At 71.3% G+C, this 13,817-nt stretch carries 10 protein-coding genes, 2 other RNA genes and 1 pseudogene; 9 read left to right on the top strand and 4 right to left on the bottom strand.

Going from position 1 to position 13,817, the window contains the following annotated elements; translation table 11 throughout:
• Positions 1 to 3 precede the first annotated feature (3 nt).
• Complete coding sequence (locus ACGFZQ_RS04870; RefSeq protein WP_393839166.1) at positions 4 to 1,233, top strand: bifunctional RNase H/acid phosphatase; 1,230 nt, start codon at positions 4 to 6, stop codon at positions 1,231 to 1,233.
• Here the strand turns inward: ACGFZQ_RS04870 and eda are convergent.
• Together eda and yaaA are read right to left on the bottom strand one after the other, a co-directional pair.
• The gene (gene eda / locus ACGFZQ_RS04875; RefSeq protein WP_393839167.1) at positions 1,205 to 1,852 is read right to left on the bottom strand and encodes a bifunctional 4-hydroxy-2-oxoglutarate aldolase/2-dehydro-3-deoxy-phosphogluconate aldolase; all 648 of its coding nucleotides are present in this window, start codon (positions 1,850 to 1,852) and stop codon (positions 1,205 to 1,207) included. The genes ACGFZQ_RS04870 and eda overlap by 29 nt on opposite strands.
• Before the next feature lie 61 nt (positions 1,853 to 1,913).
• Entirely contained in the window at positions 1,914 to 2,696 is a 783-nt protein-coding gene (gene yaaA, locus ACGFZQ_RS04880) for a peroxide stress protein YaaA (RefSeq protein ID WP_351731777.1), read from the bottom strand.
• A 136-nt stretch (positions 2,697 to 2,832) separates the two neighbouring features.
• Between yaaA and ACGFZQ_RS04885 the strand changes: the two genes are divergently transcribed.
• Positions 2,833 to 4,269 carry an RNB domain-containing ribonuclease gene (locus ACGFZQ_RS04885; RefSeq protein WP_393839168.1) on the top strand — a complete coding sequence of 479 codons (1,437 nt, stop codon included), beginning with the start codon at positions 2,833 to 2,835 and terminating at the stop codon, positions 4,267 to 4,269.
• Positions 4,270 to 4,499: 230 nt separating this feature from the next.
• On the opposite strand, the pseudogene ACGFZQ_RS04890 reads toward ACGFZQ_RS04885, so the two are convergent.
• Together ACGFZQ_RS04890 and ACGFZQ_RS04895 are read right to left on the bottom strand one after the other, a co-directional pair.
• Positions 4,500 to 4,917 (bottom strand): annotated as a pseudogene (locus tag ACGFZQ_RS04890) (MerR family transcriptional regulator); the annotation flags it as partial.
• Positions 4,918 to 4,970: 53 nt separating this feature from the next.
• Positions 4,971 to 6,611 carry an FAD-dependent monooxygenase gene (locus ACGFZQ_RS04895; RefSeq protein WP_393839169.1) on the bottom strand — a complete coding sequence of 547 codons (1,641 nt, stop codon included), beginning with the start codon at positions 6,609 to 6,611 and terminating at the stop codon, positions 4,971 to 4,973.
• Positions 6,612 to 6,657: 46 nt separating this feature from the next.
• Here ACGFZQ_RS04895 and ACGFZQ_RS04900 point away from each other — a divergent pair, with 46 nt between their 5' ends.
• From ACGFZQ_RS04900 to ACGFZQ_RS04930, 7 genes are all read left to right on the top strand, one after another.
• Entirely contained in the window at positions 6,658 to 7,299 is a 642-nt protein-coding gene (locus ACGFZQ_RS04900; RefSeq protein WP_393839170.1) for a TetR/AcrR family transcriptional regulator, read from the top strand.
• A 36-nt stretch (positions 7,300 to 7,335) separates the two neighbouring features.
• On the top strand, positions 7,336 to 8,166 hold the full coding sequence (locus ACGFZQ_RS04905; protein ID WP_393839171.1) for an AraC family transcriptional regulator: 831 nt from the start codon (positions 7,336 to 7,338) through the stop codon (positions 8,164 to 8,166).
• 16 nt (positions 8,167 to 8,182) lie between these two features.
• A complete protein-coding gene (locus ACGFZQ_RS04910) occupies positions 8,183 to 9,154 on the top strand; it encodes a DMT family transporter (RefSeq protein ID WP_393839172.1) in 972 nt (323 codons plus the stop codon).
• A gap of 19 nt (positions 9,155 to 9,173) precedes the next feature.
• An RNA gene (rnpB, locus tag ACGFZQ_RS04915) (RNase P RNA component class A) lies at positions 9,174 to 9,578 on the top strand.
• Between the two features lie 399 nt (positions 9,579 to 9,977).
• Positions 9,978 to 11,936, top strand: a complete 1,959-nt coding sequence (locus ACGFZQ_RS04920; protein ID WP_393839173.1) for a zinc-ribbon domain-containing protein — start codon at positions 9,978 to 9,980, stop codon at positions 11,934 to 11,936.
• 53 nt (positions 11,937 to 11,989) lie between these two features.
• An RNA gene (gene rnpB / locus ACGFZQ_RS04925) (RNase P RNA component class A) lies at positions 11,990 to 12,391 on the top strand.
• A gap of 147 nt (positions 12,392 to 12,538) precedes the next feature.
• Positions 12,539 to 13,237 (top strand): DUF2637 domain-containing protein, encoded by a 699-nt coding sequence (locus ACGFZQ_RS04930; RefSeq protein ID WP_393839174.1) that lies wholly within the window; start codon positions 12,539 to 12,541, stop codon positions 13,235 to 13,237.
• The last annotated feature ends 580 nt before the right edge of the window (positions 13,238 to 13,817 follow it).

Genomic DNA, 13,817 nt, shown 5'->3' on the forward strand with positions numbered 1-13,817 from the left:
TACGTGGCAAGGGAGTTCATCGTCGAGGCGGACGGCGGTTCCCGGGGCAACCCGGGGCCGGCCGGCTACGGCGCGGTCGTCATCGACGCGGCGACCGGCGAGACGCTGGCGGAGGCGGCCGAGTACCTCGGCGTCGTCACCAACAACGTCGCCGAGTACCGCGGCCTCCTCGCGGGCCTGCGCGCGGCGCACGACCTCGATCCGGCCGCCACCGTCCACGTCCGCATGGACTCCAAGCTGGTCGTCGAGCAGATGACGGGCCGCTGGAAGATCAAACACCCCGACATGAAGCCCCTGGCGGCAGAGGCGGCCCGGGTGTTCCCGGCGGACCGGGTGACCTACGAGTGGATCCCGAGAGCCGAGAACAAACACGCCGACCGCCTGGCGAACGAGGCGATGGACGCGGGCAAGCGGGGCGAGCAGTGGTCATCGACGGCGGCTGCAGCGCCCCTTCAGGGGCGCGGGGCTGAGACATTTGCGGCTCCGCCGCGTGGGCGCGACCAGCCCCCACCGGCCGGCACTGTGACGACTACCGAGAAGCCCGCCGCCGACACCCGTGCCGCCCGCTCCGTGGCGAGCCCCGGCTGGAGCTCGGCTCCCGACCTCGGTGCCCCGGCCACCTTCGTCCTCCTCCGCCACGGCGAAACCCTCCTCACCCCCCAGAAACGCTTCTCCGGCAGCGGCGGCACCGACCCCGCCCTCTCCGACGCCGGCCAGGAGCAGGCGCGGCGCGCCGCCGAGACCCTCGCCCGGCGCGGCACGATCGAGGTGATCCTCGCCTCCCCCCTCACCCGCACCCGGCAGACCGCCGCAGCCGTCGCCGAGCGCCTCGGCCTCGACGTCACGATCGAGGAGGGGCTCAAGGAGACGGACTTCGGCACCTGGGAGGGCCTCACCTTCGGCGAGGTCCGCGAGCGCTACCCGGACGACCTGAACGCCTGGCTCGCCGACCCGGAGGCCCACCCCACCGGCGGCGGCGAGAGCTTCGCCGAGACGGCGACCCGCATCGCGGCCACCCGGGACAAGCTGGTCGCGGCCTACGCGGGCCGCACGGTCCTGCTGGTCACCCACGTCACGCCGATCAAGACGTTCGTACGGCTCGCCCTCGGCGCCCCGGCGGAGTCCCTGTTCCGCATGGAACTGTCGGCGGCCTCCCTGTCCGCGGTGGCGTACTACGCGGACGGCAACGCGAGCGTACGGCTCTTCAACGACACGTCCCACCTGCGCCCCTGAGGCCCGCCGCGGCCCGCGCCAGCGACTCGACGCGGGCCCAGTCCCGGGCCGCCACGGCGTCCGCCGGGAGCATCCAAGTGCCGCCCACGCAGCCGACGTTGGGCAGGGCGAGGTACTCCGGGGCGTTCTCCGCGCCGATCCCGCCGGTCGGGCAGAAGCGGGCCTGCGGGAGGGGACCCGCGAGGGACTTCAGATAGGCCGTGCCGCCGGCGGCCTGCGCCGGGAAGAACTTCATCTCCCGCACCCCGCGTTCGAGCAGCGCCACCACCTCCGAGGCGGTCGACACGCCCGGCAGGAACGGCACCCCGGACGCTGCCATCGCCGCCAGGAGCCCGTCCGTCCACCCCGGGCTCACGAGAAACCGGGCCCCGGCCGCCACGCACTCCGTGACCTGTCCGGGCGTCAGCACGGTCCCCGCCCCGACCACCGCGTCCGGCACCGCACCGGCGATCGCCCGGATAGCGTCCAGCGCCGCCGGGGTTCGCAGGGTCACCTCGATCGCGGGCAGCCCCCCGGCGACCAGCGCCCGCGCGAGCGGTACGGCATCGCCGGCGTCCTCGATCACGACGACGGGGACGACGGGGGCGAGGTCCAGCACGGAGGTGGGCATGGCCGACATCCTGCCGGGGCGATGCGCACCGCGCAAAGCCTGTTGCGCATACTGCAATGGGTGGCGTCTCCTAGTGGATTTCGTCCACCAGCACATCCAGCGCCCAGGCCTGCCCCGCCTTCCCCGGCGCCGCGACCTCCACCTCGTACCCCAGGTCCCGCAACGCCTCCACCAGCTCACCCGGACCGCTCGGCGCGATCCCGGCGGTCAGCAGACTCCGTACGATCCGCCCCTTGGTCGCCTTGTTGAAGTGGCTCACCACCTTCCGCGTCGGCGCGTGCAGCACCCGCACGGTCGCCGTCCGCGAGGCCACCTCCCCCTTCGGCTTCCACGCCGCCGCGTACGCCGCCGACCGCAGATCCAGCACCAGCCCCGACCCGGCCGCCTCCGGCAGCACCTCGGCCATCGGCTTCCGCCAGTGCGTCCCCAGCGCGCCGAGCCCGGGCAGTTTCACGCCCATCGAGCAGCGGTACGAGGGGATCCGGTCCGTCACCCGGACCGCTCCCCACAGCCCCGAGAACACCAGCAGCGACCGCGCCGCCCGCCGCTTCGCCGCCGTGTCCAGGGAGGCCAGGCCGAGGGCGTCGTACAGCACCCCCGTGTAGATCTCCCCGGCCGGCCGCGCGCCCGCCGTCCGCAGCTCCGTGTTCTTGGCGACCTCGCCGCGCAGCCCCTCGCTCAGCCCGAGGACCTCGCGCGCCTTCTCCTCGTCACCGGCGCACAGGTCGACCAGTTCGGCGAGCACGGCCTCGCGGGCGTCCGCGAGCCCCGGCAGGGACAGCGACAGAGGCTTCAGCGGGGCACCACGGCCCGAGGACGCCTTGCCTTCCGAGGGCGGCAGCAGGACCAGCACACGTACTCCTCATCACCATCGAGCCCACCAGCAAGCTCACCAGCAAGCTCGACATCAAGTTCGACATCACGTCCGTCATCGACGCTTCGCGCCAGCGTAGAGCGCCGGACCGGCACGATGTGACTACGCTCGTCGTATGCCCAGCCGCCACATACGCGTCAAGGGTGCCCCCGAGGCTCCCCTCCGGGCCGCGCTCGCCGCGCTCCGGGCCGACCTCGGCATCCAGGAGAACTTCCTGACCGAGGTGCAAGCGGAGGCCGAGAGCGCCGCCAGGTACCCGGCCGTGCCCGCCCACGACGCGACCGACCTCCCCTTCCTCACGATCGACCCGCCCACCGCCCAGGACCTCGACCAGGCGATGCACCTCTCCCGGCGCCGCGGCGGCTACCGCGTCCGGTACGCCATCGCCGACGTCGCCGCCTTCGTCGTACCCGGCGGCGCGCTGGACTCCGAGGCACACCACCGCGTGAACACGCTCTACTTCCCGGACGAGCGGGTCCCGCTGCACCCCGCCGTGCTCGGCGAGGGCGCGGCCAGCCTGCTCCCCGGCCAGACCTGCCCGGCCGTCCTGTGGACCATCGACCTGGACGAAGAGGGGCGCACGCTGACCGCCGACGTCCGCCGGTCCCTCGTCCGCAGCCGGGCCAAGCTGGACTACGCCGGCGTGCAGCAGCACCTCGACGAGGGGACCGCCGAGGAGCTCCTCGCCCTGCTCAAGGAGATCGGCGAGGCGCGCGAACGCCTGGAGGTGGAGCGCGGCGGCATCTCGCTCAACGTGCCCGAGCAGGAGATCGTCGAGTACGACCACACCTACCGGCTCAGCTACCGCGCCCCACTCCCCGCCGAGTCCTGGAACGCCCAGATCTCCCTGCTCACCGGCATGGCCGCGGCCGATCTGATGCTGGCCCACGGCACCGGCGTCCTGCGCACCCTGCCCACCGCCCCCGACGGCGCGGTCGCGCGGCTGCGCCGTACCGCGACCGCCCTGCACATCGACTGGCCGCACCATGTCTCGTACGCCGCGCTGATCCGCTCCCTGAACCCCCGCCGCCCCCGCCACGCGGCCTTCCTCCAGGAGTGCACCACGCTGCTGCGCGGCGCCGGCTACACGGTCTTCCGGGACGGCGTGCTGCCCGCGATCACCACCCACGCGGCCGTGGCCGCCCCCTACGCGCACTGCACCGCGCCGCTGCGCCGCCTCGCCGACCGCTACGCCTCCGAGCTGTGCCTGGCGGCGGCCGCCGGCGAGACCCCGCCCGACTGGGTGCTGATGGCGCTGGACCTGCTCCCCAAGGAGATGGCCGAGGGCGCGCGGCGCGCGGGCACGGTGGAGCGGGAGTGCGTCGACATCGTCGAGGCGGCCCTGCTCAGGGACCGGGTCGGGGAGGTCTTCGACGGGTGCGTGGTGGAGGTCGAGGCGCGTCAGCCGACCGTGGGGAAGGTGCTGTTGCAGCAGCCCGCCGTCATAGGCCGGATCGAGGCCGGCGCGCCCCTTCCGCTGGGCGAGCGGCTGCCGGTGCGGCTGACCCAGGCCGATCCGGGGACGGCGAAGGTGCGGTTCGCGCCCGCGTGAGCTGTCGTACGAGACCGGTGGCGTCGTCGGCGTGGAACCGCACGACGCTCACCTCGCGGCGGCGGCCCAGCAGGGTGAAGTGGGCCAGGGGCGCGGCCAGTTCGAGGGTCACCGAGGTCTGGGAGCCGATGGGCACGTCGAGTCGGGCCTCGGCGTCCGGTCGTGCTGGTAACGCGTCTCGTGCCGTACGGACTTGATCGCGTCCAGCGGGATGCGCAGATCGAGCCGGACGCCGTCTCGGCGAACAGCGCGGCCAGTTCCGGCGAGACGGGCCCCTCGGCGGGCAGTTCGCCCGCGTCCAGCAGCGCCCGCAGCCGCTGCCGCCGCTCCCGGATCCCCGCCTCCTGCCGGGCGAGGTCCTCGTCGAGTTCGGTGAGCACCTCGACGAGGTCCTTGCCGGCGTCGTCCGCGAGTACGTCCCGTACTTCGGCGAGCCCGAGGCCCAGCCCGGTCAGCCGCCGGATCCGGGCGAGGACCACGGCGTGCCGGAGGGTGTAGTCCCGGATGGGGGCACCGCCCGCTCGAGCGAAGCCGAGAGTGGGGGACGTTGGAGAGCCGCTCGGGCTCGGGCAGCAGGCCCAGGTGGTGGTAGTGCCGCACCGTGCGCGTGGTGACGCCGACGGTGGCGGCGAGTTCTCCGATCCGCATGACACCAGTACAGACGTTGACGTCGCGGCAAGGTCAACCGAGCAGCCGCGGGCTCAGTCGGTGACGAACCAGCGGATCAGAGCGTCGTCGAGGTCGTCGCCCCGGTCGTCGTCCCCGTCCGCGGCCCAGGCCACGAACCCGTCGGGCCGGACGAGGAGGCCGGTCAGCTCCGGCCGCCCCGGGCAGGCCGCACCGACGACGTCCACCCGGTCGCCGTACCCCTCCGCCCGGGCGCGCAGCTTCGGGTCGTCCGCGAGGTCGAACAGAACCGCCCGGCCGCCATGCAGCCGGTCGCCCAGCCGGGTGCCGTCGGAGAACTCCAGGTCAGGGGCGCTCCGCCCGGTCAGCGGGTGCTCGCCGGGCAGCTCGTAGTGCTGCCAGACACCGGAGATCTGCTTGACGAGGTACGTCGTCCCGTCCCGCGTCAGCGCGAGATCGGTGACCACCCGGCGCAGGGCGCGGGCGTGCCGGTCGGGCCGCATCACGGCGATCTGGGCGCGGGTCCAGTCCAGCACCCAGGCACCGATCGGGTGCCGTTCGCCGGTGTAGCTGTCGAGCAGGGACTCCGGGGCCCGCCCCCGCGCCACGGCGGCCAGCTTCCAGCCGAGGTTCATGGCGTCGCCGAGCCCGAGGTTGAGCCCCTGCCCGCCGAACGGCGAGTGCACGTGCGCCGCGTCCCCGGCGAGCAGAACCCGGCCCTTGCGGTAGGTGCTCGCCTGCCGGGCGTTGTCGGTGAACCGGGTCGACGAGTGCACCTCGTGGATGGTCACGTCGGGCACCCCCGACACCCGGCGCAGGGCGGCCTGGAGCTCCTCGGCGGTGATGGGCGCGGAGCGGTCGGCGGGCGGCCCGTCGAACTCGACGGTGAGGATCCGGCCGGGGAAGGGCCCGTTGACGTACGTCCCGACGTCGGTGGTGTTCCACCCCTTCCCCAGCCGCTCACCCCCGGTCATCTCGACGACCGCCTGGTAGCCGGTGATCTCCGGTTCGGTCCCTGGGAAGTCGATCCCGGCGAGCTTGCGGACGGTACTCCGCCCGCCGTCGCACCCGACGAGCCAGCCGGCCCGGACCGTCTCGGAGGCGCCCAGCCGTACGGTGACGCCGTCGTCGTCGGCGTCGAAGCCGGTCAGCTCCACGCCCCGGCGGACCTCGACGCCGAGCCGCTCGGCGCGGGCGGCCAGGATCCGCTCCAGGTCGGCCTGCGGGACACCGAGGCCGACCCGGTCGGCGGGGCCGATGTCGGCGAACGCCGGGTCGGAGTCGTCGAACAGGTCACCGCGCATCATGATCCCGGCGAAGTGCCCGGCGAACTTGGGGGGAGTGCGGGGCGCGTCCTTCGGGGGAGTGTCGGGCGCGTCCTGCGGGGAAGTGCGGGGCGCGTCCTTCAGGGGAGTCCCGGGCGCGTCGGCACCGCGGTCCCGGTCCCCGAGGAAGGCCTGCAACCGCCACCGGTTCCGCTCCCAGGCCTCCGCGAGCTCGGGCAGCATGCCCCGCCGGTAGAGGGCCACCGCGCCGGCCGTGTTGATGCCGCCCGCCTTGATGGTCACGTCCACCTCGGCCAGCCGCTCCACGACCAGCACACTCGCCCCGCCGAGCCGCAGCTCCCCGGCGAGGAAGAGCCCGACGGGGCCGCCGCCGGCCACCACCACGTCGTACATGTCCACGTTCTTGCGCTCTGTTGTCGTCGTAGTCATGACTTCACTGTAGTCACTAAAAGTTTCGAGCGGCTATAGTTTTCTCGTGATCGATGAGAACAGGCCAGGGGAGTCCCTGCGGGAGCGCAAGAAGCGGGAGACGCGGCAGCGGATCTCGAACGTCGCGACGGTGATGTTCCGGGAACACGGCTTCGACCAGGTGACCGTCGCCGAGGTCGCGCGGGCGGCGGGCGTCTCGGCGATGACCGTCTTCAACTACTTCCCGCGCAAGGAGGACCTGTTCCTCGACCGCATCCCGGAGGCCGTCCGGGCCTTCTCCGGGGCGGTACGGGACCGCGCCCCCGGCGAGCCCCCGCTCACGGCGCTGCGCCGGCTGGCCTTCCGGTTCATCGACGCGGGGCACCCGCTGGGCGGGCTGGGGGAGGGCTTCGAGGGCTTCTGGCCGGTCGTGGCCGCCTCGCCGGCGCTGCTGGCGCGTGCCCGCGAGGGGGCCGAGGAGGTGGAGCGGGCGCTGGCCGGAGCGCTCGCCGAGGCCGGGCAGGCCGACCCGGAGCTGCTGGCGGCCGTGACCGTCGCCGCGTACCGCGCGGTGTGCGTCGCCTCCGTGCGGCGCCAGCTCGCGGGCGAGCCGTTCCCGGAGATCGCGGAGGACCACCGGGCGCGGATGGGGGCGGCGTTCGACGCGCTGGAGCGGATGGAGCGGACGGGGCATGAAACCGGCACCTGAGCGCGTTGCAAATGTGAGGTCTGGGGGGTACCGAAGGTGGCGGAACACGCACGGTGGACGAGGGCTCGGCTGGGCCGCTGCGGGCCGCCGCTCGACCTGCTGACGGCGCATTTCGAACGCCACATCTACGCCCCGCACGCGCACGCGGAGTTCACGATCGGGGTGTGCGTGGGCGGCTCCGAGATCATCGACTACCGGGGCGGCCACATCCGCAGCGGCCCCGGCGCGATCGTCGTACTGGCCCCCGGCGAGATGCACACCGGCGGCCCGGCCACCCCGACCGAGGGCTACGCCTACCGCGCCCTGTACGCGGACCCGTCCCTGCTGGCGGAGGGCACCCTGGGCACCGGCACACCGCACTTCCGCGACCCGGTGCTGGACGACCCGGAACTGGCCGCGGCCTTCCGCCAGACCCACACCGACCTGGCCGGCTGCCCCGACCCGCTGGAAGCGGAATCCCGCCTCCCGTGGCTGCTGACGGCCCTGTCCCACCGCCACTCCACGGCCCGCCGGGCGACGGACCACGTCCCCGGGGCACAGGGGATATCCCTCGTCGTCCGAGACCGGCTCGCCGACGAACTCACCGCCCCACCCTCCCTCTCCGACCTGGCCGCCGACCTGGGCCTCTCCCGCTACCAGCTCCTCAGGGCCTTCCGTACGACGATGGGCGTCCCGCCGTACGCCTGGCTGGCCCAGTACCGGGTGACCCGGGCCCGCGGTCTGCTGGAGGCGGGCGTACGCCCGGCCGAGGCCGCCGCCCTGGTGGGCTTCGCCGACCAGGCCCACCTCACCCGCTGGTTCCGCCGGGTGCTGGGCGTGACCCCGGCGGCGTACCGCAACAGCGTTCAAGACGCGGGACGGCCCTGACACTCATGCTCTGTACATGACTGCACGAGGCTGGTTCCTCTTCTCCCTCATGGGAGTGATCTGGGGTATCCCCTATCTGATGATCAAGGTGGCGGTGGACGAGGTGTCCCCGTCGATGGTGGTGTTCGCGCGTTGCGCGGTGGGCGCGGCCCTGCTCCTCCCACTGGCGATCCGCCAAGGCGGCCTGTGGTTGACCATCCGCACCCACTGGCGCCCGATGCTGGCCTTCGCGTGCATAGAGATCATGGGCCCCTGGTTCACGCTCACGGACGCGGAACGCCACCTGTCCAGCTCGACGGCGGGCCTGCTGATAGCGGGCGTACCGATCGTGGGCGTGGTGGCGGCACGCTACTTCGGCGGCGAACGGGAGCACCTGGGCGCACGCCGGATCGCGGGCCTCCTGATCGGCCTGGCCGGCGTGGGCGTCCTGACCGTCCCCCACCTCACCGGCGGCGACGCCCGCTCCCTGGGCGAGGTCCTGCTGACGGTGATCGGCTACGCGACGGCACCCCTGATAGCGGCCCGCCGCCTGAAGGACGTCCCGACACTGCAGCTCATAGCGCCGTGCCTGACCCTGGCAACGATCGTCTACGCCCCCGCAGCCGCAGCCACCTGGCCCGCGTCGATGCCCTCTTCCGGCGCCCTCATCTCCCTCCTCGCCCTGGGCGTCCTGTGCACCGCGGTGGCCTTCGTAGCCTTCCTGGAGCTCATCAAGGAGATAGGCCCGACCCGCTCGACGGTGATCACGTACGTCAACCCGGCGGTGGCGGTGGCGGCGGGCGCGTTGTTCCTGGACGAGCGCTTCACCGCGACGATCGGGGTCTCCTTCGCGTTGATCCTGGCGGGGTCGGTACTGGCGACGATGGCCTCCGCACCGAAGGGGTCGGCGGACCCGGACCCGGTGCCGGTGCGCCCCGCCCGGCAGTGGCTCCGCCGCGGACCGGCCCCGGCCCCCCGGCCGGAACGAGACGAGGCCGGCGCCCGGTAGCATGGTCCACACGGCAGACGAGCCGGGCGGACGGCCGCGTGGAGTCCCCTCAGGGGGCTTCCCGAGGAACGTCCGGGCTCCACAGGGCAGGGTGGTGGCTAACGGCCACCCGAGGCGACTCGCGGGACAGTGCCACAGAAAGCAAACCGCCGGGGACCTCGGTCCTCGGTAAGGGTGAAACGGTGGTGTAAGAGACCACCAGTGCCCAGGGCGACCTGGGCAGCTAGGTAAACCCCACCCGGAGCAAGGTCAAGAGGGGCCGCTGTAACAGGCGGCCCTGCGGGGACGTTCGAGGGCTGCCCGCCCGAGCCCCCGGGTAGACCGCACGAGGCCGGTGGCAACACCGGCCCTAGATGGATGGCCGTCGCCTCGGCTCCCGCGAGGGACCGGGGTACAGAACCCGGCGTAACATCCGAGTACCGTTCCCGCCCGGTATTTGCCCAGGTCAGAGGGCTGCGGTGTGGAGAAAATCGGCGGCCGGGTCGAATCCGGGTCGAATTTCATCGTGTGTGTGCAGCGCGACGTACGCCGTCTGAAGCACCATTCACCGAAAACGCTGTGACCAGCAACGTTGCGCCCGACAGCAGGACTCCTCGGACGATACAAAAATATTGTCCGGAGAGTCCCACTCGGTCAAAGCTGGATGATTGGGACAACGGCCCGCTCTGTCAGACCTCGCTCGTATCCTCACGCCGTGATCCCATCTCAAGGCTCAGGCGCATCCCGGAGTGACGCGGCAGCGCTCGCCGCCTGGCCACCTCAGCCAGTGCCGCTCGACACCGGGAGCGGCGGACGCGAGGACCGGTTACGGATGCTTCGCCAGATGCGTTCCGTCTGGAACGACTTCAACGGGGCCCGCCGTGAGCTGATCAAGAAGGAACTCGCAGCGGCCCAGGCCCGGCAGGCCGAAGTCACCGCTTACTGGAATCGGCACAAGGTCACGGTCAAGGACCGGTGGGGTAGTCGTACCGGTGGCCGGGGAGAAACCACCGTCGCGGACATCCCGGAGGTCGCAGCGCAGTGGCACCCAGACAACCTCGCCCTACCCGAGAACGTCTTGGCGACAGCTCAAAGACGCGGTGAGGTCAGCCCGCACCTGTGGCAATGCCCCCTTGGCCTCAGCCACGAACCGTGGCCGGCCTGGCCCAAGGACCGTATCCAGAAAGGCGCGGGGTGCCCCGCGTGCCGCCGTTTGATCCGGCTCACGGACCTTCCGACCCTGGCCGCCCAATACCGAGGACAGAGACCGGCGAGCGACATCACCCACGCTGCGCACGAGAGCGTGCCGTGGACCTGCCGGACATGGGCGGTCGACCCAAGTACCGGAGCATGGCAGCCGGTTGAGCACCGTTTCGAAGCGGTGGTCAAAGAGCGGGCTCTTCAGGGAGACGGCTGTCTGGTGTGTGCGGGGTACGTGACCGACGATACGAATTCGTTGTCCACCTGGTTTCTGGAAATCGCGGACGAGTTGGATGCTCCGGACCTTGACCCGCGTGGGCTGCCTACCAGCCAGCACAACATCCCTCGCAAGCAGGCCGCTGAAGCCAACAGCAAGGGCATGTACGCGACCCTGCCTTGGAGGTGCCGTCATGGCCACGGCTGGGAGGCCACCGTCCTCAACCGTGTTCAGGGCACCGGTTGCGGCAAGTGCTCGACCTCTGGGATATCGAAGGAGCAGGTCCGGCTGGTTGCTGAACTCGCGGGACTCATCGACCTCGTGTCGCCAGTGAGCCGGGATCCGCGGTTGCCGGACGGCGTGCCCGACTTCGCCTCGCACCAGCTCACCGTTCGGCCCGAGTACAAGCCGGCCCACTGGCGCTACAAGGACGTCGAGGTCGACGCGGTCTTCCATCTGCCTCACGGTGTCCGCGTAGGGCTTGAGTACGACGGCGCATTCCACCACTCGGCCAGACAGAGGGACCGCCGCCAGTACGAGAACGACAAGAGCCGGGTTCTGGTTGAAGCAGGGCTCCTGGACTTGCTCATGCACGTGAGGATCGGTGATCTACCGGAGATGGTGGCCCCTCACGCTCTGGTCGTGGCGGTGCCTGAGCGGGCCACTGCCTATGAGCAGACCAGTGCGGTGGCCTCGGCCCTCTTGGCGCGCTTCCCCGAGGCTGTGCCGAGCCTGGAGGCGTACCTCAACGGCGGCAGGGCCCGGCACCAGGCCGCTGCCGATGCCTACATCACCGCGGTGTGGGGCGAACTGCGTCCTCCGCGCCGAAAGCCAAAGAAGGCGGGCTCGCCGACACCGCGCCGCCTTTCACCAACGGCCCCGCACGCGGACAGCCTGCTGTCACCCGTCTCCGAGCCCTACCGGAACCCGGAAAGCCCAGATGAGATCATCCGCGACTACCAGTGCGCATGCCTAAATCCAGCGATCTTCACCGCTGTCCAGTCCCAGGTGACTTACGGAAACACCCGTAGCTGCGGATGTCTGGCCATGCAGGCCAGGCGGCGTCGGCGACCAGCTGTCTCTGGGACCGAGACCCGTGCTGTCCGAGCCTGGGCTGAGCAACGGGGGATAGTCATCGGTGGCAGCGGCCGGGTCCCGGACCGGGTGACGGCTTCCTACCGGCTCGACCAAGCCGGGCGCGAAGACTTGCTCGGCCCGGATGGGCTGCTCGACGAGGCAGGCGTTCGCGAGTGGGCGGTACGCGCAGGACGACGGCTGGGCGCGAGGGGCAGGGTGACTGGAGATCTGTGGCTTGACTACTCCACGGAGAAGCTCACGGCTGGGACACCGATCAAGGAGACGCCGAATCCGGCTGTCGGTCGCTGATCGGAGGAGCTCGGGCGCCGCGCCTGGTCGGCTACCATGGTCGACACGGCAGACGAGCCGGGCGGACGGCCGCGTGGAGCCCTCAGGGGCTTCCCGAGGAACGTCCGGACTCCACAGGGCAGGGTGGTGGCTAACGGCCACCCGGGGTGACCCGCGGGACAGTGCCACAGAAAACAGACCGCCGGGGATCTCGATCCTCGGTAAGGGTGAAACGGTGGTGTAAGAGACCACCAGTGCCCAGGGTGACCTGGGCAGCTAGGTAAACCCCACCCGGAGCAAGGTCAAAAGGAGCGCCGTAAAACGTGCTCTGCGCGGACGTTCGAGGGCTGCCCGCCCGAGTCCGCGGGTAGACCGCACGAGGCCAGCGGCAACGTTGGCCCTAGATGGATGGCCGTCTCCCCGGCCGCCGCGAGGCGACCGGGTGACAAAATCCGGCGTACAGCCCGACTCGTCTGTCGGCAGGGCTCTGACCTGGCCTTATGGCCTGGTCGGGGCCCTTTCCTGTGCCTGGGGGTTTCCCGGTTCTATCTGGGAGTTCCCGGGAGTTCCCGTGAAAGTGTGCACGCGTTGTGCACTGGGCGGGGTGTCGGATGGTGGGTTCGATGAGTGCTGATGTCGAGCCTCAGGAGAGGGGTGCCGGGAGCCGGGGCTTCGACCTTGACGTGTGGATCCGGCCGCTGTGTGCTCTCGTGGTGGCCGGAGTCGCGGCTTACGCCTCGTACATTCATCAGCGGGAGTTCGCGCTGCAGGGCGGGGCCGATACGGTCAGCGCTTCGTTGTGGCCGCTGTCCGTGGACGGCCTCCTGCTCCTGGCCACGGCCGGCCTGCTGAAGCCCACGGCGCCCCACACGCGCCGGGTGAAAGGCGTGGTGTGGGCGGCTCTCTTGTTGGGGATCGCGGTCTCGCTGGCGGCGAATATCGCGGCGGCACCGGCTCTGGAGTGGAAGCCGGTCCTTGTCGCCGGATGGCCTCCCGTCGCGTTGCTGCTGTCGGTGGAACTCCTGGTGCATCGCCCGGATGACATGCAGGGGGAGCGGGGAGGGCGAAGGGGGCAGGCGAAGAGCGAGCGGCTGCGGGAGGACGGCGATCCGTTGCTGCCGCGCGCTCGCATGGCCGATGCCCGGCACCGGGAGCTGCACCAACGACCCGTCTCGGCCGAGACGCTGCGAAAGGAACTGCGCATCGGCGCGAGACGATCGCGGCAGTTGGCCGCGGTCGTACGGGGGAGCCGAAGTGGCAGCGACGAGACAGAGGCGTTCCACAATCGGGCAAATAGACCAAAGGGTCGACGTTCCGATTGAGCCCTGGCTCGGGTCGTCGGGCTCGGGCCGTGGTGTGGCTGGCTTTTCTTCTGGTACCGCGGTGTCGTTGGCGGCGAATGTGGCGGCTGTACAGGCACACGGGCGCACGTCGGCGGCTGCTCCCCGCACGTGCCCGAACTTGAGGAAGTCTGACGAAGAGGGGAGCGACCAGTGGCCACTCCCGTCTGCAGCAGTGGCTGGTTGAGCGGTCGCAGGGACGAGAGGACCATCAACGTGCAGACAAAACATGTCAGTTCGTCTGCGGCTGTCGTCATCACCGGCGGATGCCCGGCGAGGTCAGCCAGTGAGTGGGAAGCGCTGGACGAATGGTGTCGACGCGGACTCGCTCACCCGGCTGGAACAAGCCGTAGGCCGGCCGTGCTGACTGTCGGGATGCCCTCTGGCTGGCCGTGCAGGGAAGTCAGTTCGTTCACAAGCTGCTGGGACAGGCGCCCGGACGGCGGCGCCCCAGTTCGGCGTCCGTAGAGCGGCTTCAGCATGCGCCCTGTGGCCTGCGGTGGTGTTCTGCCGAGCGCGTCCGCCCATGTAGAGCGTCGTCCGAGACGAGAGCAAGGAGCAC

It is taken from the genome of Streptomyces sp. NPDC048254, assembly GCF_043201895.1.
GTDB lineage: Bacteria > Actinomycetota > Actinomycetes > Streptomycetales > Streptomycetaceae > Streptomyces.

Excerpts from the sequence above, each read along its gene's own strand:
- eda (WP_393839167.1), bottom strand. The coding sequence starts at position 1,852 with ATGTCGGCCATGCCCACCTCCGTGCTGGACCTCGCCCCCGTCGTCCCC.
- ACGFZQ_RS04885 (WP_393839168.1), top strand. The coding sequence starts at position 2,833 with ATGCCCAGCCGCCACATACGCGTCAAGGGTGCCCCCGAGGCTCCCCTC.
- ACGFZQ_RS04895 (WP_393839169.1), bottom strand. The coding sequence starts at position 6,611 with ATGACTACGACGACAACAGAGCGCAAGAACGTGGACATGTACGACGTG.
- ACGFZQ_RS04910 (WP_393839172.1), top strand. The coding sequence starts at position 8,183 with ATGACTGCACGAGGCTGGTTCCTCTTCTCCCTCATGGGAGTGATCTGG.
- ACGFZQ_RS04920 (WP_393839173.1), top strand. The coding sequence starts at position 9,978 with ATGCGTTCCGTCTGGAACGACTTCAACGGGGCCCGCCGTGAGCTGATC.
- ACGFZQ_RS04930 (WP_393839174.1), top strand. The coding sequence starts at position 12,539 with ATGAGTGCTGATGTCGAGCCTCAGGAGAGGGGTGCCGGGAGCCGGGGC.